This is a genomic window from Streptomyces sp. DSM 120436 (assembly GCF_055778765.1).
In genome coordinates this window covers 663,981-679,858 of record NZ_JBSKBS010000001.1, presented here as the reverse complement: position 1 = coordinate 679,858, position 15,878 = coordinate 663,981, and the positions used below count along the sequence as shown (strand labels likewise).

The 15,878-nt window shown below is 69.4% G+C and carries 17 protein-coding genes and 1 pseudogene; 6 read left to right on the top strand and 12 right to left on the bottom strand.

The window, feature by feature from the left end:
- Positions 1-174: 174 nt before the first annotated feature.
- Both ACWH4W_RS03005 and ACWH4W_RS03000 read right to left on the bottom strand, forming a co-directional pair.
- Positions 175-567, bottom strand: coding sequence for a VOC family protein (locus ACWH4W_RS03005; RefSeq protein WP_473074297.1), 393 nt, complete (start codon positions 565-567; stop codon positions 175-177).
- Positions 568-582: 15 nt separating this feature from the next.
- Positions 583-942, bottom strand: coding sequence for a VOC family protein (locus ACWH4W_RS03000; protein WP_473074296.1), 360 nt, complete (start codon positions 940-942; stop codon positions 583-585).
- 108 nt (positions 943-1,050) lie between these two features.
- On the opposite strand from ACWH4W_RS03000, the gene ACWH4W_RS02995 reads away from it, so the two are divergent.
- Complete coding sequence (locus tag ACWH4W_RS02995; RefSeq protein WP_473074295.1) at positions 1,051-1,557, top strand: CGNR zinc finger domain-containing protein; 507 nt, start codon at positions 1,051-1,053, stop codon at positions 1,555-1,557.
- A 111-nt stretch (positions 1,558-1,668) separates the two neighbouring features.
- On the opposite strand, the gene ACWH4W_RS02990 is transcribed toward ACWH4W_RS02995, so the two are convergent.
- Entirely contained in the window at positions 1,669-3,012 is a 1,344-nt protein-coding gene (locus tag ACWH4W_RS02990) for a UDP-glucose dehydrogenase family protein (RefSeq protein ID WP_473074294.1), read from the bottom strand.
- 194 nt (positions 3,013-3,206) lie between these two features.
- On the opposite strand from ACWH4W_RS02990, the gene ACWH4W_RS02985 reads away from it, so the two are divergent.
- Complete coding sequence (locus tag ACWH4W_RS02985; RefSeq protein ID WP_473074293.1) at positions 3,207-4,364, top strand: acyl-CoA dehydrogenase; 1,158 nt, start codon at positions 3,207-3,209, stop codon at positions 4,362-4,364.
- A gap of 199 nt (positions 4,365-4,563) precedes the next feature.
- Here the strand turns inward: ACWH4W_RS02985 and ACWH4W_RS02980 are convergent, their stop codons facing one another.
- The 3 genes from ACWH4W_RS02980 to ACWH4W_RS02970 form a co-directional block, all read right to left on the bottom strand.
- The gene (locus ACWH4W_RS02980) at positions 4,564-5,130 is read right to left on the bottom strand and encodes a tyrosine-type recombinase/integrase (protein ID WP_473077395.1); all 567 of its coding nucleotides are present in this window, start codon (positions 5,128-5,130) and stop codon (positions 4,564-4,566) included.
- 932 nt (positions 5,131-6,062) lie between these two features.
- Entirely contained in the window at positions 6,063-6,533 is a 471-nt protein-coding gene (locus ACWH4W_RS02975) for a hypothetical protein (RefSeq protein WP_473074292.1), read from the bottom strand.
- A gap of 91 nt (positions 6,534-6,624) precedes the next feature.
- Positions 6,625-6,849: a DUF397 domain-containing protein gene (locus tag ACWH4W_RS02970; protein WP_086169829.1), complete on the bottom strand. Its 225-nt coding sequence runs from the start codon at positions 6,847-6,849 to the stop codon at positions 6,625-6,627.
- 424 nt (positions 6,850-7,273) lie between these two features.
- Between ACWH4W_RS02970 and istA the strand changes: the two genes are divergently transcribed.
- Positions 7,274-8,524, top strand: a complete 1,251-nt coding sequence (istA, locus tag ACWH4W_RS02965) for an IS21 family transposase (protein WP_473074291.1) — start codon at positions 7,274-7,276, stop codon at positions 8,522-8,524.
- Positions 8,521-9,318 (top strand): IS21-like element helper ATPase IstB, encoded by a 798-nt coding sequence (istB, locus tag ACWH4W_RS02960; RefSeq protein ID WP_473074290.1) that lies wholly within the window; start codon positions 8,521-8,523, stop codon positions 9,316-9,318. Before istA ends, istB begins: the two co-directional genes overlap by 4 nt.
- A gap of 270 nt (positions 9,319-9,588) precedes the next feature.
- Here istB and ACWH4W_RS02955 read toward each other — a convergent pair whose 3' ends face one another.
- The 5 genes and pseudogenes from ACWH4W_RS02955 to ACWH4W_RS02935 all read right to left on the bottom strand — a co-directional run bounded on the left by ACWH4W_RS02955 (position 9,589) and on the right by ACWH4W_RS02935 (position 13,285).
- Positions 9,589-10,419, bottom strand: a complete 831-nt coding sequence (locus ACWH4W_RS02955) for a helix-turn-helix domain-containing protein (RefSeq protein WP_473074289.1) — start codon at positions 10,417-10,419, stop codon at positions 9,589-9,591.
- Positions 10,416-10,940 (bottom strand): DUF6879 family protein, encoded by a 525-nt coding sequence (locus tag ACWH4W_RS02950; protein ID WP_473074288.1) that lies wholly within the window; start codon positions 10,938-10,940, stop codon positions 10,416-10,418. Before ACWH4W_RS02950 ends, ACWH4W_RS02955 begins: the two co-directional genes overlap by 4 nt.
- The gene (locus tag ACWH4W_RS02945) at positions 10,924-11,115 is read right to left on the bottom strand and encodes a hypothetical protein (protein WP_473074287.1); all 192 of its coding nucleotides are present in this window, start codon (positions 11,113-11,115) and stop codon (positions 10,924-10,926) included. The genes ACWH4W_RS02950 and ACWH4W_RS02945 overlap by 17 nt, the downstream gene beginning before the upstream one ends.
- A gap of 598 nt (positions 11,116-11,713) precedes the next feature.
- Positions 11,714-12,054: pseudogene (locus ACWH4W_RS02940) on the bottom strand (dihydrofolate reductase family protein); the annotation flags it as partial.
- Positions 12,055-12,121: 67 nt separating this feature from the next.
- Entirely contained in the window at positions 12,122-13,285 is a 1,164-nt protein-coding gene (locus ACWH4W_RS02935; protein WP_473074286.1) for a phospholipase D-like domain-containing protein, read from the bottom strand.
- A gap of 179 nt (positions 13,286-13,464) precedes the next feature.
- On the opposite strand from ACWH4W_RS02935, the gene ACWH4W_RS02930 reads away from it, so the two are divergent.
- Positions 13,465-13,830, top strand: coding sequence for a four-helix bundle copper-binding protein (locus ACWH4W_RS02930; RefSeq protein WP_473074285.1), 366 nt, complete (start codon positions 13,465-13,467; stop codon positions 13,828-13,830).
- Between the two features lie 68 nt (positions 13,831-13,898).
- Here ACWH4W_RS02930 and ACWH4W_RS02925 read toward each other — a convergent pair whose 3' ends face one another.
- A complete protein-coding gene (locus ACWH4W_RS02925; RefSeq protein WP_473074284.1) occupies positions 13,899-15,158 on the bottom strand; it encodes an LCP family protein in 1,260 nt (419 codons plus the stop codon).
- A gap of 118 nt (positions 15,159-15,276) precedes the next feature.
- Here ACWH4W_RS02925 and ACWH4W_RS02920 point away from each other — a divergent pair, with 118 nt between their 5' ends.
- The gene (locus tag ACWH4W_RS02920; RefSeq protein ID WP_473074283.1) at positions 15,277-15,834 is read left to right on the top strand and encodes an acyl-CoA thioesterase; all 558 of its coding nucleotides are present in this window, start codon (positions 15,277-15,279) and stop codon (positions 15,832-15,834) included.
- Positions 15,835-15,878 lie beyond the last annotated feature (44 nt).

Genomic DNA, 15,878 nt, shown 5'->3' with positions numbered 1-15,878 from the left:
GATGCCGGCGGCTCGACCTTCGCGGGCGGGGCCCGGTCCTCACCGTCCGTTTCCGGCCGGGCGGGGGCCGGCCCGACCGGTCACGCGGTTCGTCCGCCGTCGGCCGCCACGGCCCGGGGAGCGGCCCGTCGCCTCGAGGACGCCGGGCCGCCGGTCACGGGCAGAGCCGCCGCCCTACGGCTGTTCGATGCGGCACAGGCAGAAGGGGTGGCCCGCCGGGTCGGCGTAGACGCGGAAGTCCTTGGACGTGTCGTCCTCGCGGTCCAGGACGCGCGCCCCGAGGGCCAGCACCTTCTCCTCGGCCGCGTCGACCTCCTCCCAGGTGCCGCCCGCGTCGAAGTCGAGGTGGAACTGCTGGGAGTCGTGGTCGGCGCTCGGCCAGGCCGGCGGGGTGAACCCGGGGGCCCGCTGGAAGGCGAGCCGCGGGCCCGAGGGGACCTGGAGGACCACCCAGTCCTCGTCCTCCGCCACGGGCGTGCCGCCGGCGACGGCCGCGTAGAAGACGGCCAGTTCACCCGGGTCGGGGCAGTCCAGGACGACGTTGCGCAGTCGTGCCACGGGGGCCATGTATCCCTCCTGGTCTCAGCAGGCGCACAGGCAGAACGGGTGCCCGGCCGGGTCCGCGTAAACCCGGAAGCCGCGCGAACGGTCCTCCGTGTCCAGCGGCTTCGCGCCCAGCGCCAGGACCTCCTTCTCGGCCGCGTCCAGGTCCTCGACGGTCAGGTCGAGGTGGAACTGCTGGGAGCGGTCCGCGGCCGGCCACCGCGGCGGAACGTGCCCCCCGGCCCGCTGGAAGGACAGCGTCGGCCCGCCGGGCACCTCCACGTTCACCCAGTCGCCCTCGCCGTCCACCGTGCCGCCCACGACCTCGGCGTAGAAACCGGCCAGCGCGCGCGGGTCCGGACAGTCCAGGACGACGGCGCCCACCTTGGCTACGGACATGACTGCCTCCTCGAGTTACCGCATGAAGCGGTCTACAGGTAACCGTTACCGCATGCTCCCCCATAACCGGTAACGTCGCAAGGGGATCGAGGGAGGTACCGTCGCGTCATGAGCGAGAGAGCGGCCCCGCCCGGGCGGCTGGCCCTGATCCAGGATCTGGTCAACACGGTGGACCTCGCCACCGGGGACGACGCGCTGGACACCCCCGGGGGCCGCGCGCCCCTCGGGCTCACCGAGGACGCCGTCGACGACGCCCGCGTCCTGCGCGAGTCGCTGCGGGCCACCCTGCTCGCGCACGCCGGCCACCCCGCCCACCGCCCGGTCGTCCCGCTCGGCGACCTGCTCGCCCGCGCGCCCCTGGTGGTCGCCGTCGACCCCGCAGACGGCTCGGCCGCCCTCGCGCCCGTCGACGAGGGACCGCTGCTCGGCCGGGTCGCCGCCGCCGTCGCCGAGGCGCTCACGGCGGGCACCTGGCAGCGCCTCAAGGCCTGTGAGTCCCCCGACTGCCACTGGGCCTACTACGACCGCAGCCCCGGCGGACGCGGCCGCTGGTGCTCCATGCAGGTGTGCGGGGCCCGCGCGAAGATGCGCCGGTACCGGGCGAAGCAGGGGTAGTCCCGCCACGGCCGCGCCCGTTGGGGCAGAATGCGACACGACGCCGGTTCGGCCGACTGAGCCTCGGCCGAACCGGCGTCGCCTGTGTCCGCCGGACCCCGGGCGGGTGCGTCAGGCCCCGGGACGTCCCATCGCCCGGAAGCGCCAGCCGGCCCGCCGCCACGCCTCCGCGTCGAGCGCGTTGCGCCCGTCCAGCACCACCCGCTCGGCCGCCGCCTCGCCCAGCTCCGCCGGGTCCAGCTCGCGGAACTCCCGCCACTCCGTCAGATGCAGCACGGCATGGGCGCCGCGCACCGCCTCCAGCGCCGAGCCGGCGTACCCGAGGGTCGGGAACAGCCGGCGGGCGTTGTCCATGCCCTTCGGGTCGTAGACCGTCACCTGGCCGCCCTGGAGGTGGATCTGCCCCGCCACGTTCAGCGCCGGCGAGTCACGGACGTCGTCCGAGTCCGGCTTGAAGGTCGCGCCCAGCACCGCCACCCGCTTGCCGAGGAACGGCCCGCCCCCCAGCTCCTGCCGGGTCAGCTCCACCATCCGGCCGCGCTGGCGCATGTTGATCGAGTCGATCTCGCGCAGGAACGTCAGCGCCTGGTCCGCGCCCAGCTCGCCGGCGCGCGCCATGAACGCCCGGATGTCCTTCGGCAGACACCCGCCGCCGAAGCCGATGCCGGCCCGCAGGAACTTCCGGCCGATCCGGTCGTCGTACCCGATCGCCTCCGCCAGCTTGGCGACGTCCCCGCCGGTGGCCTCGCACAGCTCCGCCATCGCGTTGATGAACGAGATCTTGGTGGCCAGGAAGGAGTTCGCGGACGTCTTCACCAGCTCCGCCGTCGGGAAGTCCGTCACCACGAACGGCGTGCCCTCCTCGACCGGCGTGGCGTACACCTCGCGCAGCAGCTTCTCCGACCGCTCGCTGCGCACGCCCACCACGATCCGGTCCGGGTGCAGCGTGTCCCGCACGGCGAACCCCTCGCGCAGGAACTCCGGGTTCCAGGCCAGCTCCGCGTCCGCCCCGGCCGGCGCGTGCTCGGCGAGGTAGGCGGCCAGCCGGTCGGCCGACCCGACGGGCACCGTCGACTTGCCCACGACCAGCGCGGGGCCCTTCAGGTGCGGGGCGAGCGAGGCGATCGCCGCGTCGACGTACGACATGTCGCAGGCGTACTCGCCGTGCCGCTGCGGGGTGTTCACGCAGACGAAGTGGACGTCGCCGAACTCGCCCAGCTCGGCCCAGTCCATGGTGAACCGCAGCCGGCCGGTCGAGCCCTCGATCCCCGCCACGTGCCGGCGCAGCAGCTCCTCGAGCCCCGGCTCGTACATCGGGACCTCGCCCCGGCGCAGCTTGTCGATCTTCTCCGGGACCACGTCGAGGCCCAGCACCTCGAAGCCCAGCTCCGCCATGGCCGCCGCGTGGGTCGCGCCGAGATAACCGGTGCCGATCACGGTGATCTTGAGGGCCATGGGGGTGCTCCAGGGGTCTGCGGCAGGCACGTGCGCGCCCGAGCATATCCGGGGCGTCCGCGTCCGCCCTGACCGGCGGCCGCCCGGCTGTCGCCCAGCTCACCTGTTCACGGCCCCCGGGGAGGGCTAACATTTGAGTTACTTAACGGTAGTTAGCGTGATCAGCATCGCAGTGTTTTGGAGCGTGAGAGACCTTGGCCGGATCGGCTGACTTCGACCTGTACCGCCCGTCCGAGGAGCACGACATGCTCCGCGACGCCGTCCGCTCGCTGGCCGAGGCGAAGATCGCGCCGCACGCCGCCGCGGTGGACGAGGAGGCCCGCTTCCCCCGCGAGGCCCTCGACGCGCTCGTCGCCAACGACCTGCACGCCGTCCACGTCCCCGAGGAGTACGGCGGCGCCGGCGCGGACGCCCTCGCCACGGTCATCGTGATCGAGGAGGTGGCCCGCGTCTGCGCGTCCTCCTCCCTCATCCCCGCCGTGAACAAGCTGGGCTCGCTGCCGGTCATCCTCTCCGGCTCCGAGGCGCTGAAGAAGAAGTACATGGCCCCGCTCGCCAAGGGCGAGGCGATGTTCTCGTACTGCCTGTCCGAGCCGGACGCCGGTTCCGACGCCGCCGGCATGAAGACCCGCGCCGTCCGCGACGGCGACTTCTGGGTGCTCAACGGCGTGAAGCGCTGGATCACCAACGCCGGCGAGTCCGAGTTCTACACGGTGATGGCCGTCACCGATCCGGAGAAGCGCTCCAAGGGCATCTCCGCCTTCGTCGTGGAGAAGTCCGACGAGGGCGTCTCCTTCGGCGCGCCGGAGAAGAAGCTCGGCATCAAGGGCTCACCCACCCGCGAGGTCTACCTGGACAACGTCCGCATCCCCGCCGACCGCATGATCGGCGAGGAGGGCACGGGCTTCGCCACCGCGATGCGCACCCTGGACCACACCCGCATCACCATCGCCGCCCAGGCCCTCGGCATCGCCCAGGGCGCCCTCGACTACGCCAAGGGCTACGTCAAGGAGCGCAAGCAGTTCGGCAAGCCGGTCGCCGACTTCCAGGGCGTGCAGTTCATGCTCGCCGACATGGCCATGAAGATCGAGGCCGCCCGCCAGCTCACCTACGCCGCCGCGGCCAAGTCGGAGCGGGGCGACAGCGACCTGACCTTCCAGGGCGCCGCCGCCAAGTGCTTCGCCTCCGACGTCGCCATGGAGGTCACCACGGACGCCGTCCAGCTCCTCGGCGGCTACGGCTACACCCGCGACTACCCGGTCGAGCGGATGATGCGCGACGCGAAGATCACGCAGATTTATGAGGGCACGAACCAAGTCCAGCGGATCGTGATGGCAAGGAACCTTCCCTAGCAGGGTTTTTGCAGGTCAGAAGCTGTTTCGAACGTCCGGAGGGACCCCCTCGGCTTTCTGCCCGTTGCGGCCCGGTCAGGGCCGTTCCTGGGCGTCATGCTGGGGGAATCCTGGGCAGATGTCGGGCTGAAAACAGCCACTGACCTGCACAAACAACACAGCCCCCGGCGTGACGCCGGGGGTTGTTGTCGAATGCGGATCAGGCGACCTCTGACACCTCCGTAGGGTCGTCAGCGCCGGGCGTCAGCATGGTTGCGATGGCTGCACGGCCGCGCTGCTCGGCCCCTTCGAAGATGTAGTGGTAGTGCTCCCTGAGCACGTCAGTGCTGCTGTGGCCCATCCAGTCGGCCACGTCGTTCTCGGGGACTCCGGCGTACAGCAGTCGCGACCCGTAGTAGTGCCGGAGCGAGTGAGCCTTGCAGTACTTCACCTGTCCCTTGCCCAGAGCCTCCATCCAGATCTTCGGGTAGAAGTACGACGCGTAGAGGTAGCCAGTCCTCGTCACGTTGGGGAAGAGGAGCCGTTCCGGCCCCCATACGCCGTGGTTCTTGATGTGCCGCCGAAGCTCGAACGCGACGTTCGGCGGGAGGGGGACGGAACGCCCTGGCTCGCCTTCGTCACGAGCCTTGATGTGCCGACGCTGGATCGCGCTGTTCTTCCCCGATGCGGTGTCTCCGTCCTCCGCAATCTGGAAGTCGACGCGAAGCGTCTCGGCCTTGAAGTCGATTTGATCGCGGGACACCGCGATGGCCTCACCCAGCCGCAGGCCGCACCCGGCACTGGACCAGGTACGTGGGCGAGTCGGAAGCGGCGGGCGGTTCGTACAACCGCATCCTTCCCTTCCTGCTCGGTTCGGTCCCGCTACTGGATGACGACCGGGTAAGCCTGCCTGAGGTGGACGGACGGAACCTTGCCGACGCCTACGGTTGGGCCACAGCCCGGCCGCGTGTGATCACGCTCGCGGAGGATGCCCGGCCGTTGTGGCGGATCGCGCGCCGCTACGCCCGCATCCTGGGCGAGGCCCTGCCCGAGGGGCAGGCGGTGTTCATCGAGAGGACGGCAGAACAGACACTCCGAGTTGCGGCCTGCCTGGCAGCGTCCGAGTGCTCGGAGCACATCACGGAAGAGACGCTGTCAGCGGCGTTCACCCTCGTGCGCAGGTCTGTCCAGGACGCCGTCCGTATCACCAAGGGAGCAACCTCCCCAAAGGTGAAGCGGCAGCCGCTGAGTCTTGAGGACAAGGTCCGGGCCCGGATCGAAATGCACGGCGGACGGGCCACTTCCTCCCAGGTGCTCCCGTACGTGGGGGCGACGGCCGCTGAGGTCAAGGCACTGGCCGGAATCGTCGTCACCGTGGAACGGGCGGGGAAGACCGGCCGACCGGCCACCGTCTTCTCACTCCGTGATGACACTTCCCGTCGTCACGCTGCGCCGCAGCCGGCCCGCACCTACAGCAACAAGAACCGGGACGCTTCCGTCACGCGGAGGCGCAGCCGGCCAGCGCGGAGCGTGAGCAGAACCGTGCTCGGGTCGTCCGCCTGGACGCCTACCGTGTGGAACCCAAGCAGGCCGCCTCTCAGGCCGAGCAGCAACCGAAGGGGCCGGAACCGCTCACAGACTTCAACCCTTTCCGCGCCCTGCTGTGACCAACGACAGAAGCCCCGGCCACGTCGGCCGGGGCTTCTTTTGTTGCTTCGACTACGCGATTGGGCAGGGCAGTTCAGGCATCGAGCGATTCGGGGAGCACGTCACCACTGCCAGGGACAGATACGAGGGGCGCTCCAGATAGAAGCCGTAGGACACATCCGTACCCGAGTGCAGTCGCTCAGCAGCAGCGCTCACCAGTCGGGCCAGGCGGGTTGTGTCCCGGTCACGCTCAGAGGCGAACCGGGGCGCGAAATCAGTCAGCCGTTCCCCGATCCATCCCGCTGCTTCCTTGCCTTCATCCCAGGTGTCACGAACTAACGAACGGGGCTTGATGAGCCAGTACGCCGTTTCCAGCGGTGGCAGATCAGAGGTGGGGAACTCCGCGGTCACCTCTCGGTAGCGCTGGATCAGTTCGGGCTTGCTGCCGGGTGGGGGCGGCTCGGGGTGCGGGGGCCGCCGTAGGGCTTCTTGGTCGAAGCGTTCTCTCGGGCCGACCCACAGATAGCCGTGATGGTGGTGCACCAGTCGATTCCCGTTCGATGGTGGGGGTTGCGGGACCAACCGGCCCGGCTTGTGTGGAGGGGAGGCCGGGCCGGTTGGCGAGGGCGGAGGGTCAGACGTTCAGACCGAACCGCGCCGGGTCGATCCCGGCCGCGTCCAGCTCCTCCGTGGTGAACCGCAGCGGCTGCGCGTCCGGCCGCTTGCTGTCACCCAGGGCCCAGGCGTCGTCACCGATTCGGGCCAGGGTCACGCACCCTTCGGTGCAGGGGCCGCCACACGCCTTCACGAACGAGGCCCCGTTGACGTCGAGCGCGTATAGGTCGGTTCCGTTCAGCATCACTGCACCTTCCTGCTAACTAATCGCGGCCATAGCTGACCGCCGCCGCCCGTATGGGCGGGAGTCAAAGGGGGAGAGCCGCGCTTCAGCGGTCGGAACGCTTGCCGGACTCGGCGCACCGCGCGCACTTGCACGGCGGCCCCGTTGAAGTCATCAGAGGTGCCAGATCGTCGCTCGCCGACACTGCCCGCTCGGGCTCCCACGTTCGCCCGGAGTCACGGGAAACGCGCATCGTCATCAGCGGTCGGTCAGTGAACAGCCGCTGCGCTGCTCCCCTGCGCGTCACTCGTGCGCCTCCGCTTGGTGGCGGCGGAGCCTCACGTTGCCGTCTGATGTCGGCAACGCCTGAAAACGTGCCACCTCCAACGGATGAAAAGTGGCCCGTCTGAACCGTCTGGCTCGTTGAGCCAGGCAGGGAGGAAGGGTGATCAGCGTGGAGGACTGGGCGGAGATCCGCCGGTTGCACCGGTCCGAGGGCATGCCGATCAGAGCGATTGCTCGGAAGCTCGGGATCTCGCGGACGACGGTGCGGCGGGCGGTGTCCAGTGACCGGCCGCCGAAGTACGAGCGGGCCTCGAAGGGATCGGTCGTGGATGAGGTCGAGCCGAGGATCAGGGAACTGCTCGAGGTCTGGCCGGACATGCCGGCAACGGTGGTGGCCGAGCGGATTGGCTGGCAGCGGGGGATGACGGTCCTGCGGGACCGGCTGCGGGACCTGCGCCGGGACTATGTTCCGGCGGACCCGGCGTCCAGGACGGCTTATGAGCCGGGTGAGCTGGTCCAGTGCGATCTGTGGTTCCCGTCGGCGGAGATTCCGCTGGGGTTCGGGCAGACCGGCAGCCCACCGGTCCTGGTGATGGTCAGCGGTTACTCGCGCTGGATCATGGCGAGGATGCTGCCGACCCGGTCGGCTGCGGATCTGATCGCGGGGCACTGGCGGCTGCTGTCAGGGCTCGGAGCGGTTCCCAGGGCTTTGGTCTGGGACAACGAGGGTGCGGTCGGTTCCTGGCGGGGCGGGCGGCCGCGGCTGACGGAGGACTTCGCCGCGTTCGCCGGACTGCTGGGAATCCGGATCATCCAGTGCCGTCCGGGTGATCCGGAGGCGAAGGGCCTGGTCGAGCGGGCCAACGGCTATCTGGAGACCTCGTTCCTGCCCGGGCGGGTGTTCGCCTCGCCGACCGACTTCAACATTCAGCTGGAGGACTGGCTGCGGCGGGCGAACCGCCGGGTCCACCGCACTCTGCAGGCGCGTCCCGTCGACCGCATCGACGCGGATCGGGCGGGGATGCTGCCCTTGCCGCCGGTCGATCCGCCGGGCTGGTGGCGCACGTCGCTGCGGCTGCCGCGCGACCACTACGTCCGTGTCGACACCTGCGACTACTCCGTCCACCCTCTCGCCATCGGCCGCCGGATCGAGGTCAAGGCCGGCCTGGACGAGGTCCTGGTGTTCTGCGAGGGCACCGAGGTCGCCCGGCACGTCCGCTGCTGGGCCCGCCACCAGAGCATCACCGACCCCGCCCACTCCGCGGCGGCCGGCGCCGCCCGCCTGGCGGCCTGCAAGGAACCCGCCGCCGACGACGGTGAGGTCGAGGTCGAACAGCGGTCGCTGGACACCTACGACCGGATCTTCGGCGTCATCGAGGGCGGCCTCGGCAAGGAGGAGGAGATCGCATGACCACCACCACGGCCACCTCGTCAGGCCGGGACGTCACCTCCGAACTGGCCTATCTGACCCGGGTCCTCAAAGCCCCGGCCCTGCGGGAGGCAGCCTCCCGGCTGGCGGAGCGGGCGAAGGCCGAGCAGTGGGGCTTCGAGGAGTATCTGGCGGCCTGTCTGCAGCGGGAGGTCGCCGCCCGCGACGCGCACGGCGCCGAGAGCCGCATCCGCGCGGCCCGGTTCCCTTCCCGCAAGTCGCTCGAGGACTTCGACTTCGAGCACCAGCGGTCGGTGAAACGGGAGACGATCACCCACCTGGGCACCCTCGACTTCGTCGCGGGCAAGGAGAACGTGATCTTCCTCGGCCCGCCCGGCACGGGCAAGACGCACCTGGCCACGGGTCTGGGGATCCGGGCCTGTCAGGCCGGTCACCGGGTCGCGTTCGCGACCGCCGCCGAGTGGGTCGCCCGCCTCGCGAAGGCCCACGAGACCGGCCGCCTGGACGACGAGCTGGTCCGGCTCGGCCGGATCCCGCTGATCATCGTCGACGAGGTCGGCTACATCCCCTTCGAGCCCGAGGCCGCGAACCTGTTCTTCCAGTTCATCTCGGGCCGCTACGAGCGGGCCTCGGTCATCGTGACCAGCAACAAACCCTTCGGCCGCTGGGGCGAGGTCTTCGGCGACGACACCGTCGCCGCCGCCATGATCGACCGCCTCGTCCACCACGCCGAAGTCGTCTCCCTCAAGGGAGACAGCTACCGCATGCGCGGCCGCGACCTCGGACGGGTCCCCGCCGCCAACACCAGGGAATGACCAACATCAACTGACAAGCGGTCCACTTTTCATCCGCTGCCTCTGGTCCACGATTGCGCCGTTACCGACAGTCTGAAACCCCGCTGTGGTCCCCTGCGGATCGCGCGTTCTCGCGACCGACCGATAGTGAGAGGCAGGTACGGCAACCAGGCTTAGGAGACGGCTCACTTGGCCCCATCATCACGCTGATTGCCGATGCGGTCGACTCTGGATCGGAAGTTCTCTCTTCGCTCCCCATGACGCCATCTTCGGCTGGCCGGGGGCGTGCCTCTAGGCTGTTTCCTGTTCTCGCAAAAAGTTGTTTCGGATGTCTTCGAGCAAGCCCCGCATTCTGGCGCCTGACAGAGCTACGGCTGCGAACCCGTCGAACTTATCTACGTACAGTCCAACGTCTCTTGGGTCCGTAACGACGACTTCAGCGTGCACGGTCTCTATCGTCACCATGTGGTCATCGCGAATGACGAACGCGTGGTTGGCGATGTCGTGCTGCTGAATCGCCAGTGGCACCACCCGAATATCCACGTGAGGCAGGCGAGATATGGAGGCGATGCGGTCGAGTTGCGCCGCCATCATCTGCGGGGGGACAATTCTCCACCTCAGCACGGGTTCCGTGATGACGAACTGAAGTGATTTCGTGCTGTCATAGAGAACCGCTTGCCGTTCAAGTCTTCCGTTGATCGTGCGTGTGAGGGCGTCTTCACTCAGGTTGTGCCGTCTCAGAACGGCGCGGATGTACTCGGGGGTTTGAAGCAGGCCGGGGACTAGGGCCGGTTGAAAGAGCCGCAGCGTCGACATCTGGGCTTCCAGGGCCTTGGCGGCTTGCTGCCCTTTGTGGACGCCGATGCGCTTCAGTAGCCGCCACGCTGTCGCTTCCGTCGCCGATGCTCGGGCGGCCTCCGTGTACTCGTCCTTGACCTCATCTGAGACGCCGATGGCGGTCAGGATGCGTTCAACGTCCGTGGCGCTCGGTGCGAGCTTGGCATTCTCGATCTTGGACAGCTTGGACGGAGACATGAGGGCGCTGCGGGCCACTGCCTTGGCTTCCTTTCCGGATGCTATTCGCAGCGCCCGCAGCGCGGCCCCAATCTGTGCTCTGTTCACGCCCCGTACTTGTCCCACCATTCGGTGAATGGTTCTGCGTGCGCAAGTGCCGTGTCACGGTACCTGGTGAACTCCGCCGCCCGGTCTGATTCCAGCACCTGTGAACCCAGGTACTTTCCTGCCCCGTCGTAGTTCATCACGGCCACGGACTCCAAGTCGAAGCACCAGAAGTCCGGAACGCCGGGCAGGGGATTTGGTTTGTCGGTGATGTCGAGGATGAAAAACTCTTCGCCCCCGGTCATGTTCTTCCGGTAGCCCCACCCGAGTTCGAAGCAAAGATAGTCCGTGAGTGGGCGCGACAGAATGTGCACTCTATAGACCCGCTTCCCGTTTTCGGTGTGCGAGCGCAGTTCCTCCACCCACCCGGCGTTGTAGTCATCCGGCTGCGGCTCTCCGGCCAGGTAGGCGTGATATGCGTCGACGTTCCCGGACTTGCTGTAGTCGTCCAGGGTCTCTAGGCGGAAAGCCTCACGCTCGAACGAGTCGAAGAGGTCGCCGAGGGTCTTAGATGAGGTTGTCACGGACGGCCTTCTGGAGCAGTTCCATCGGGATCTCGACCAGGGTTTCGTTAGCGGGAATCTGAAGCCCGTGGTCGGTCGGCGTCTCGCCCTGCACCAGGAAGGTGCCGCGATCCGTCGCGTAGATCGTCGGACAGTCCTTGATGTCGCACGTGCTGACCAGCTTGGTGACCTTCATGGTCTGGGTTCCCCTCCCATGCCGCTGCCAGTGCCTCACTCTGGGGCGATGCTCCCGAGGGCCGGGCGTGCGGGTCAAGCGATCACGGTTGACGGAACAGGAAACCGTGTAACCTCCCGCGTGCCTGCTCGTCCACTGCCCTTCCGGCTGTGCCTCTGCTGCGGCCGGTCCCACCTGGGCAGACTCTTGATGATCATGGGGAAGTGCTGGGGAGGCTCCCTCTGGGAGGGGTATTCGTGCAGGTCACAGCCGTATGGACTGTAAAGCACGCAGATCTACGAAGGCACCAATCAGGTCCAGCGGATCGTCATGGCCAGGAACCTTCCCTAGCAGGGTTCCTCCAGGCCAGAAGTTGTTCCGGAGGTCCGGAGGGACCCCCTCGGCCTTCTGCCCGGCGCGGCCCGGCCGGGGCCGTCCCCGGGCGCCACGCCGGGGGAGTCCCGGGCGGACGCCGGGCTGGGAACAGCCACTGACCCGCACGAACGACCCAGCCCCCGGCGTCGCGCCGGGGGCTGTTGTCGTACACGTGTCGGGTGACCCCTGGGAAAGGGGCCCGGCTGACGCCGGCCTCCCCCCTCGGTCCCGCTCGGACGCCGGGGGTCATCACGAACACCGGCGTGTGGAACGGGGGCTCGTCCCCCCCCACCAGCCCCGCCACTCGTGGTCCTGCCAGGGCCCGCGCTGGGGCCCGAACTTGTTGCGTCCCATGATCTCCGCGCCGATGCCGTGGGAGAAGTCACGGGTGAAGCAGTCGTCGAGGCCCCGGGTCCCGCCGGGGGCGGTGCGGCCCGGCCGGCTCGCGGTCGCGGTCGCGGTCGCCCAGGCGAACAGCGCCCCGGGGTCCACATGGCCGAAGGGGCGCTCCAGGCTCTGGTCCTCGCCCGCGCCGACCCCGTCGGCCGAGACGCTGAAGTTCTGTACGCGCAGCAGCTGAGTCACTGTCCCTCCTGACGGTCGGGTGACAGTGGGGGGACTCCCCGGGCGGGGGGAACTCATCGCCGCCGGTTCAGAGGAAACGCCGGATCGGGGTGACCGCCGCCTCCGCGAGACGCGCGCCCAGCGGGCGGCGCCTCCAGCGGGCCGGGTCGATCGGCTCGCTCTGCTTGCGGTCGGCGTCGAAGTCGGCGTCGAGCCGGGCGGTGAAGTCCTCGTCGAGGACGGCCAGCATGACCTCCTCGTCGTGCTCCAGGGAGCGGCGGTTGAAGTTGGTGGAGCCGATCAGGGAGCAGACGCCGTCCACCGTGATGATCTTCGTGTGGAGCATGGTCGGCTGGTACTCCCGCACCTCCACACCCGCGTCCACCAGCGTCTGGTAGTGCTGCCGCCCGGCGAGCAGGCAGGCGCGCTGGTCGGTGTGCGGCCCGGGCAGCAGGATCTCCACCTCGACGCCCCGGCGGGCGGCGGCCGCCAGCAGGTCGACGAAGTAGGCGTCGGGCGCGAAGTACGCCGTGGACAGCCGGAACCGCTCCCGCGCCGAGGTGATCACCACGCGCAGCAGGGTCTGCATGTCCTGCCAGCCGAAGCTGGCCGAGCCCCGCACCACCTGGACCGTGGCGTTGCCGGGCTGCTCCTGCGAGGTGAAGCGGTCGCACGCGTCGTACAGCTCGTCGTGGCACTCGGCCCAGTTCTGCGCGAAGGCCGCCGCGATGCCGTCCACGGCCGGGCCGCGGACCCGGACGTGGGTGTCGCGCCACTCGTCGGGGTTGCGGGCGTCGCCGCACCACTCCTGCGCGATGCCGACCCCGCCGGTGAAGGCGGTGTGCTCGTCGGTGACCAGCACCTTGCGGTGGCAACGGTGGTTCTGCCGCATCGGCGACAGCCGGGTGGGCTTGCGGAACCACGCCACGTGCACACCGGCGTCCTCCATCGCCTTCAGCAGCTCCGGCTCTATCTCCCTGGCGCCGAAGCCGTCCAGCAGCAGGCGCACGCGGACGCCCGCGCGGGCCCGGTCGGCCAGCGCCTCGGCGAACTCCCGCGCGATGTCGCCCCGCCAGTAGACGAACGTCATCATGTCGACCGTGTGCTCCGCGGCGCGGACCGCCTCCAGCATCGCGGGGAAGATCTGGTCGCCGTTGCGCAGCGGCACGAGTTCGTTGCCCTCGGTCGCCGCGATGCCGATGAGCCGTTCCAGCCGTCTGCGCAGCCGTTTCCGCTCCGTCTGTGGTGTCACGTCCCTCTCCCCTGGGTGTCTGCCGGCCTCCCCCTCGGCGCCGTGGTCAGGGGCGCCCTCCCCCTTCTTGCCGCTCCCGGCCCGGCCAAGCGGCGTCCTGTGGTGGTCATGGACACAGGGGCGTAGGACGGGAGGTGCGGGAGCCGAACGACGGTCCCCGCCGTCCCCCGGGAGGAACCATGACCCAGCAGCAGCCGGCCACGGAACCGCTGAGCAAGGAGATGCAGGACTGCGTACAGGCGTGCATGGCCTGCCACGGCGTGTGCGAGGAGACCATGAGCGCGTGTCTGCAGACGGGCGGCGAGGCCCAGACGCGGATCATGCGGGCGCTCCTGGACTGTTCGGAGATGACCCGCATCTGCGCGGACATGATGATGCGCCGCTCGCCGCTGGCGAACGAGATGTGCATGATGTGCGCGCAGGCCTGCGACCTGTGCGCCGAGGCGTGCATGTCGATGCCGGACGACGAGCGGATGACGCGGTGCGCCGAGTCCTGCCGCCGCTGCTCCGAGATGTGCCGTGCGATGGCGGGCGCCCCGATGTGACGGACGCGCCGGACACGCGCGAGGGCACCCCCGCGGGGGTGCCCTCGTCACGGTGACCGGCGGAGGCGTCAGTCGCCCTTGACGGTGACCTTCTCGTCGTTGTTCAACTGGTCGACCAGCTGCTTCACCTTCTCCTTGTCCCACAGCAGGTTGCCGCCGCTGGACCCGGAGACCGGCATGTTCATCGACGTGCCCTCGCCGCCGCTGACGCCCTTCATCGACCAGAACATGTCGGCCAGGTCGAACAGGCCCATGTCCTCGTCGACGATCAGGGAGTCCAGGCCCGCGCCCAGGGTCGGGTAGAGCCTGAACGGGTTGAGCACGGTGCCGGGGGTGGCCGCCTGGTCGGCCAGGGCGGACAGGAACTTCTGCTGGTTCTTGGTGCGGTCCAGGTCGGAGCCGGCGAGCGCGTAGCGGGTGCGGACGAAGGCGAGCGCCTCCTCGCCGTCCAGGGTCTGCTTGCCCTTCTTGAGGTCGGCGCCGGACTTGGTGTCCTTGATGTCCTGCGGGATGTCGATCTCCACGCCGCCGAGCGCGTCCACGATGTTCGCGAAGCCGGCGAAGCCGATCTCCACGTAGTGGTCGATGTACAGGCCGGTGTTGAACTCGACGGTGCGGACCAGCAGTTCGGGGCCGTCCTCGGCGTACGCGGCGTTCAGCTTCACCTGGCGGCCGGTGCCCTGGTAGACCTTCCCGGAGTCGGAGCCCTTGAAGGTGGGGATCTCCACGTTGGAGTCGCGGGGGAGCGATATGAGGGTCGAACCGTTGTCCCCGGTGTGCAGGATCATCATCGAGTCCGTGCGCTTGCCCTCGGAGGAGCCGGTGCGCAGCCGCTTCTTGTCCTCGGCGGACAGGCCCTCGCGGCTGTCGGAGCCGACGATGAGGTAGTTGGTGCCCTCGCCCTTCTCGGGCCGCTCGATCACCTTCGACAGGTCGACCTCGCGGTTGAGCTTGGAGTCGGCCCAGAAGTAGGTGGCGACGGTGGTGACGAACACCACGGTCACCAGGGTGATGGCCGTCCACTTGACACGGCGTCGCCAGTCCGGCGCGGGGCGCTGCGGGCCGTGGCCGTCACCGCCGCCGCGTCCGCCCGCGCCGTACACCTGGCCGGTGTTGTAGCCGCTGTCGTAGCCGCCGCCGTGGCCCTGGCCGTCGACGTAGCCGGGCTGCTGCGGAACCGAGCCGTGGGCGCCCTGCCCGGGAGGGGTGGGCTGTCCGCGCCGGACCTGCCGCATGACACGGGCGCTCTCGGGCTGTGCGCTCGCGCTCCCGCGTCCGTAGCGGCGGCCGCGGTTGTCGTCGGACCATGCCTCGGGCCAATCATTCATGGCAGACAGTGTGCAGGTCCGGACGGGCGGCCATACCCGGGTCGTCGGAAATCAGGACCGCGCTGTTGCGAAGCTGACACAAAACCGCTGGTCGTCACCTCGGCATAAGGTGGATGCCATGACAGACCAGGCCCCTGCCGCGCAGACGGACAGTCCGGAGATCCCGGGCAAGCCCGTCTCGGCGTCCCGCACCACCCTCAGCCACATCATGACCCACAGCGACACCAATCTCCTGGGCACCGTGCACGGTGGGGTGATCATGAAACTGGTCGACGACGCGGCGGGCGCCGTCGCCGGCCGCCACTCCGGAGGACCGGCCGTGACGGCCTCCATGGACGAGATGGCGTTCCTCGAGCCGGTCCGCGTGGGTGATCTTGTTCACGTCAAGGCCCAGGTCAACTGGACCGGCCGGACCTCGATGGAGGTCGGGGTGCGGGTCCTGGCCGAGCGCTGGAACGAGTCCGCCCCGGCCACGCACGTCGGCTCCGCCTACCTCGTGTTCACCGCCGTCGACGCCGACGGCAAGCCGCGCCGGGTGCCGCCGGTCGTCCCGGAGACCGAGCAGGACCGCCGCCGCTGCCAGGAGGCCCAGATCCGCCGCACCCACCGCCTGGCCCGCCGCCGGGCGATCCTGGACCTCCGCGAGAAGCGCGCGGCGGAGGGCTTCGAGGACTGACGCGCCCGCCCGGAGCCCGGGTGCGGCAGCCCGCCGGCCTGCGG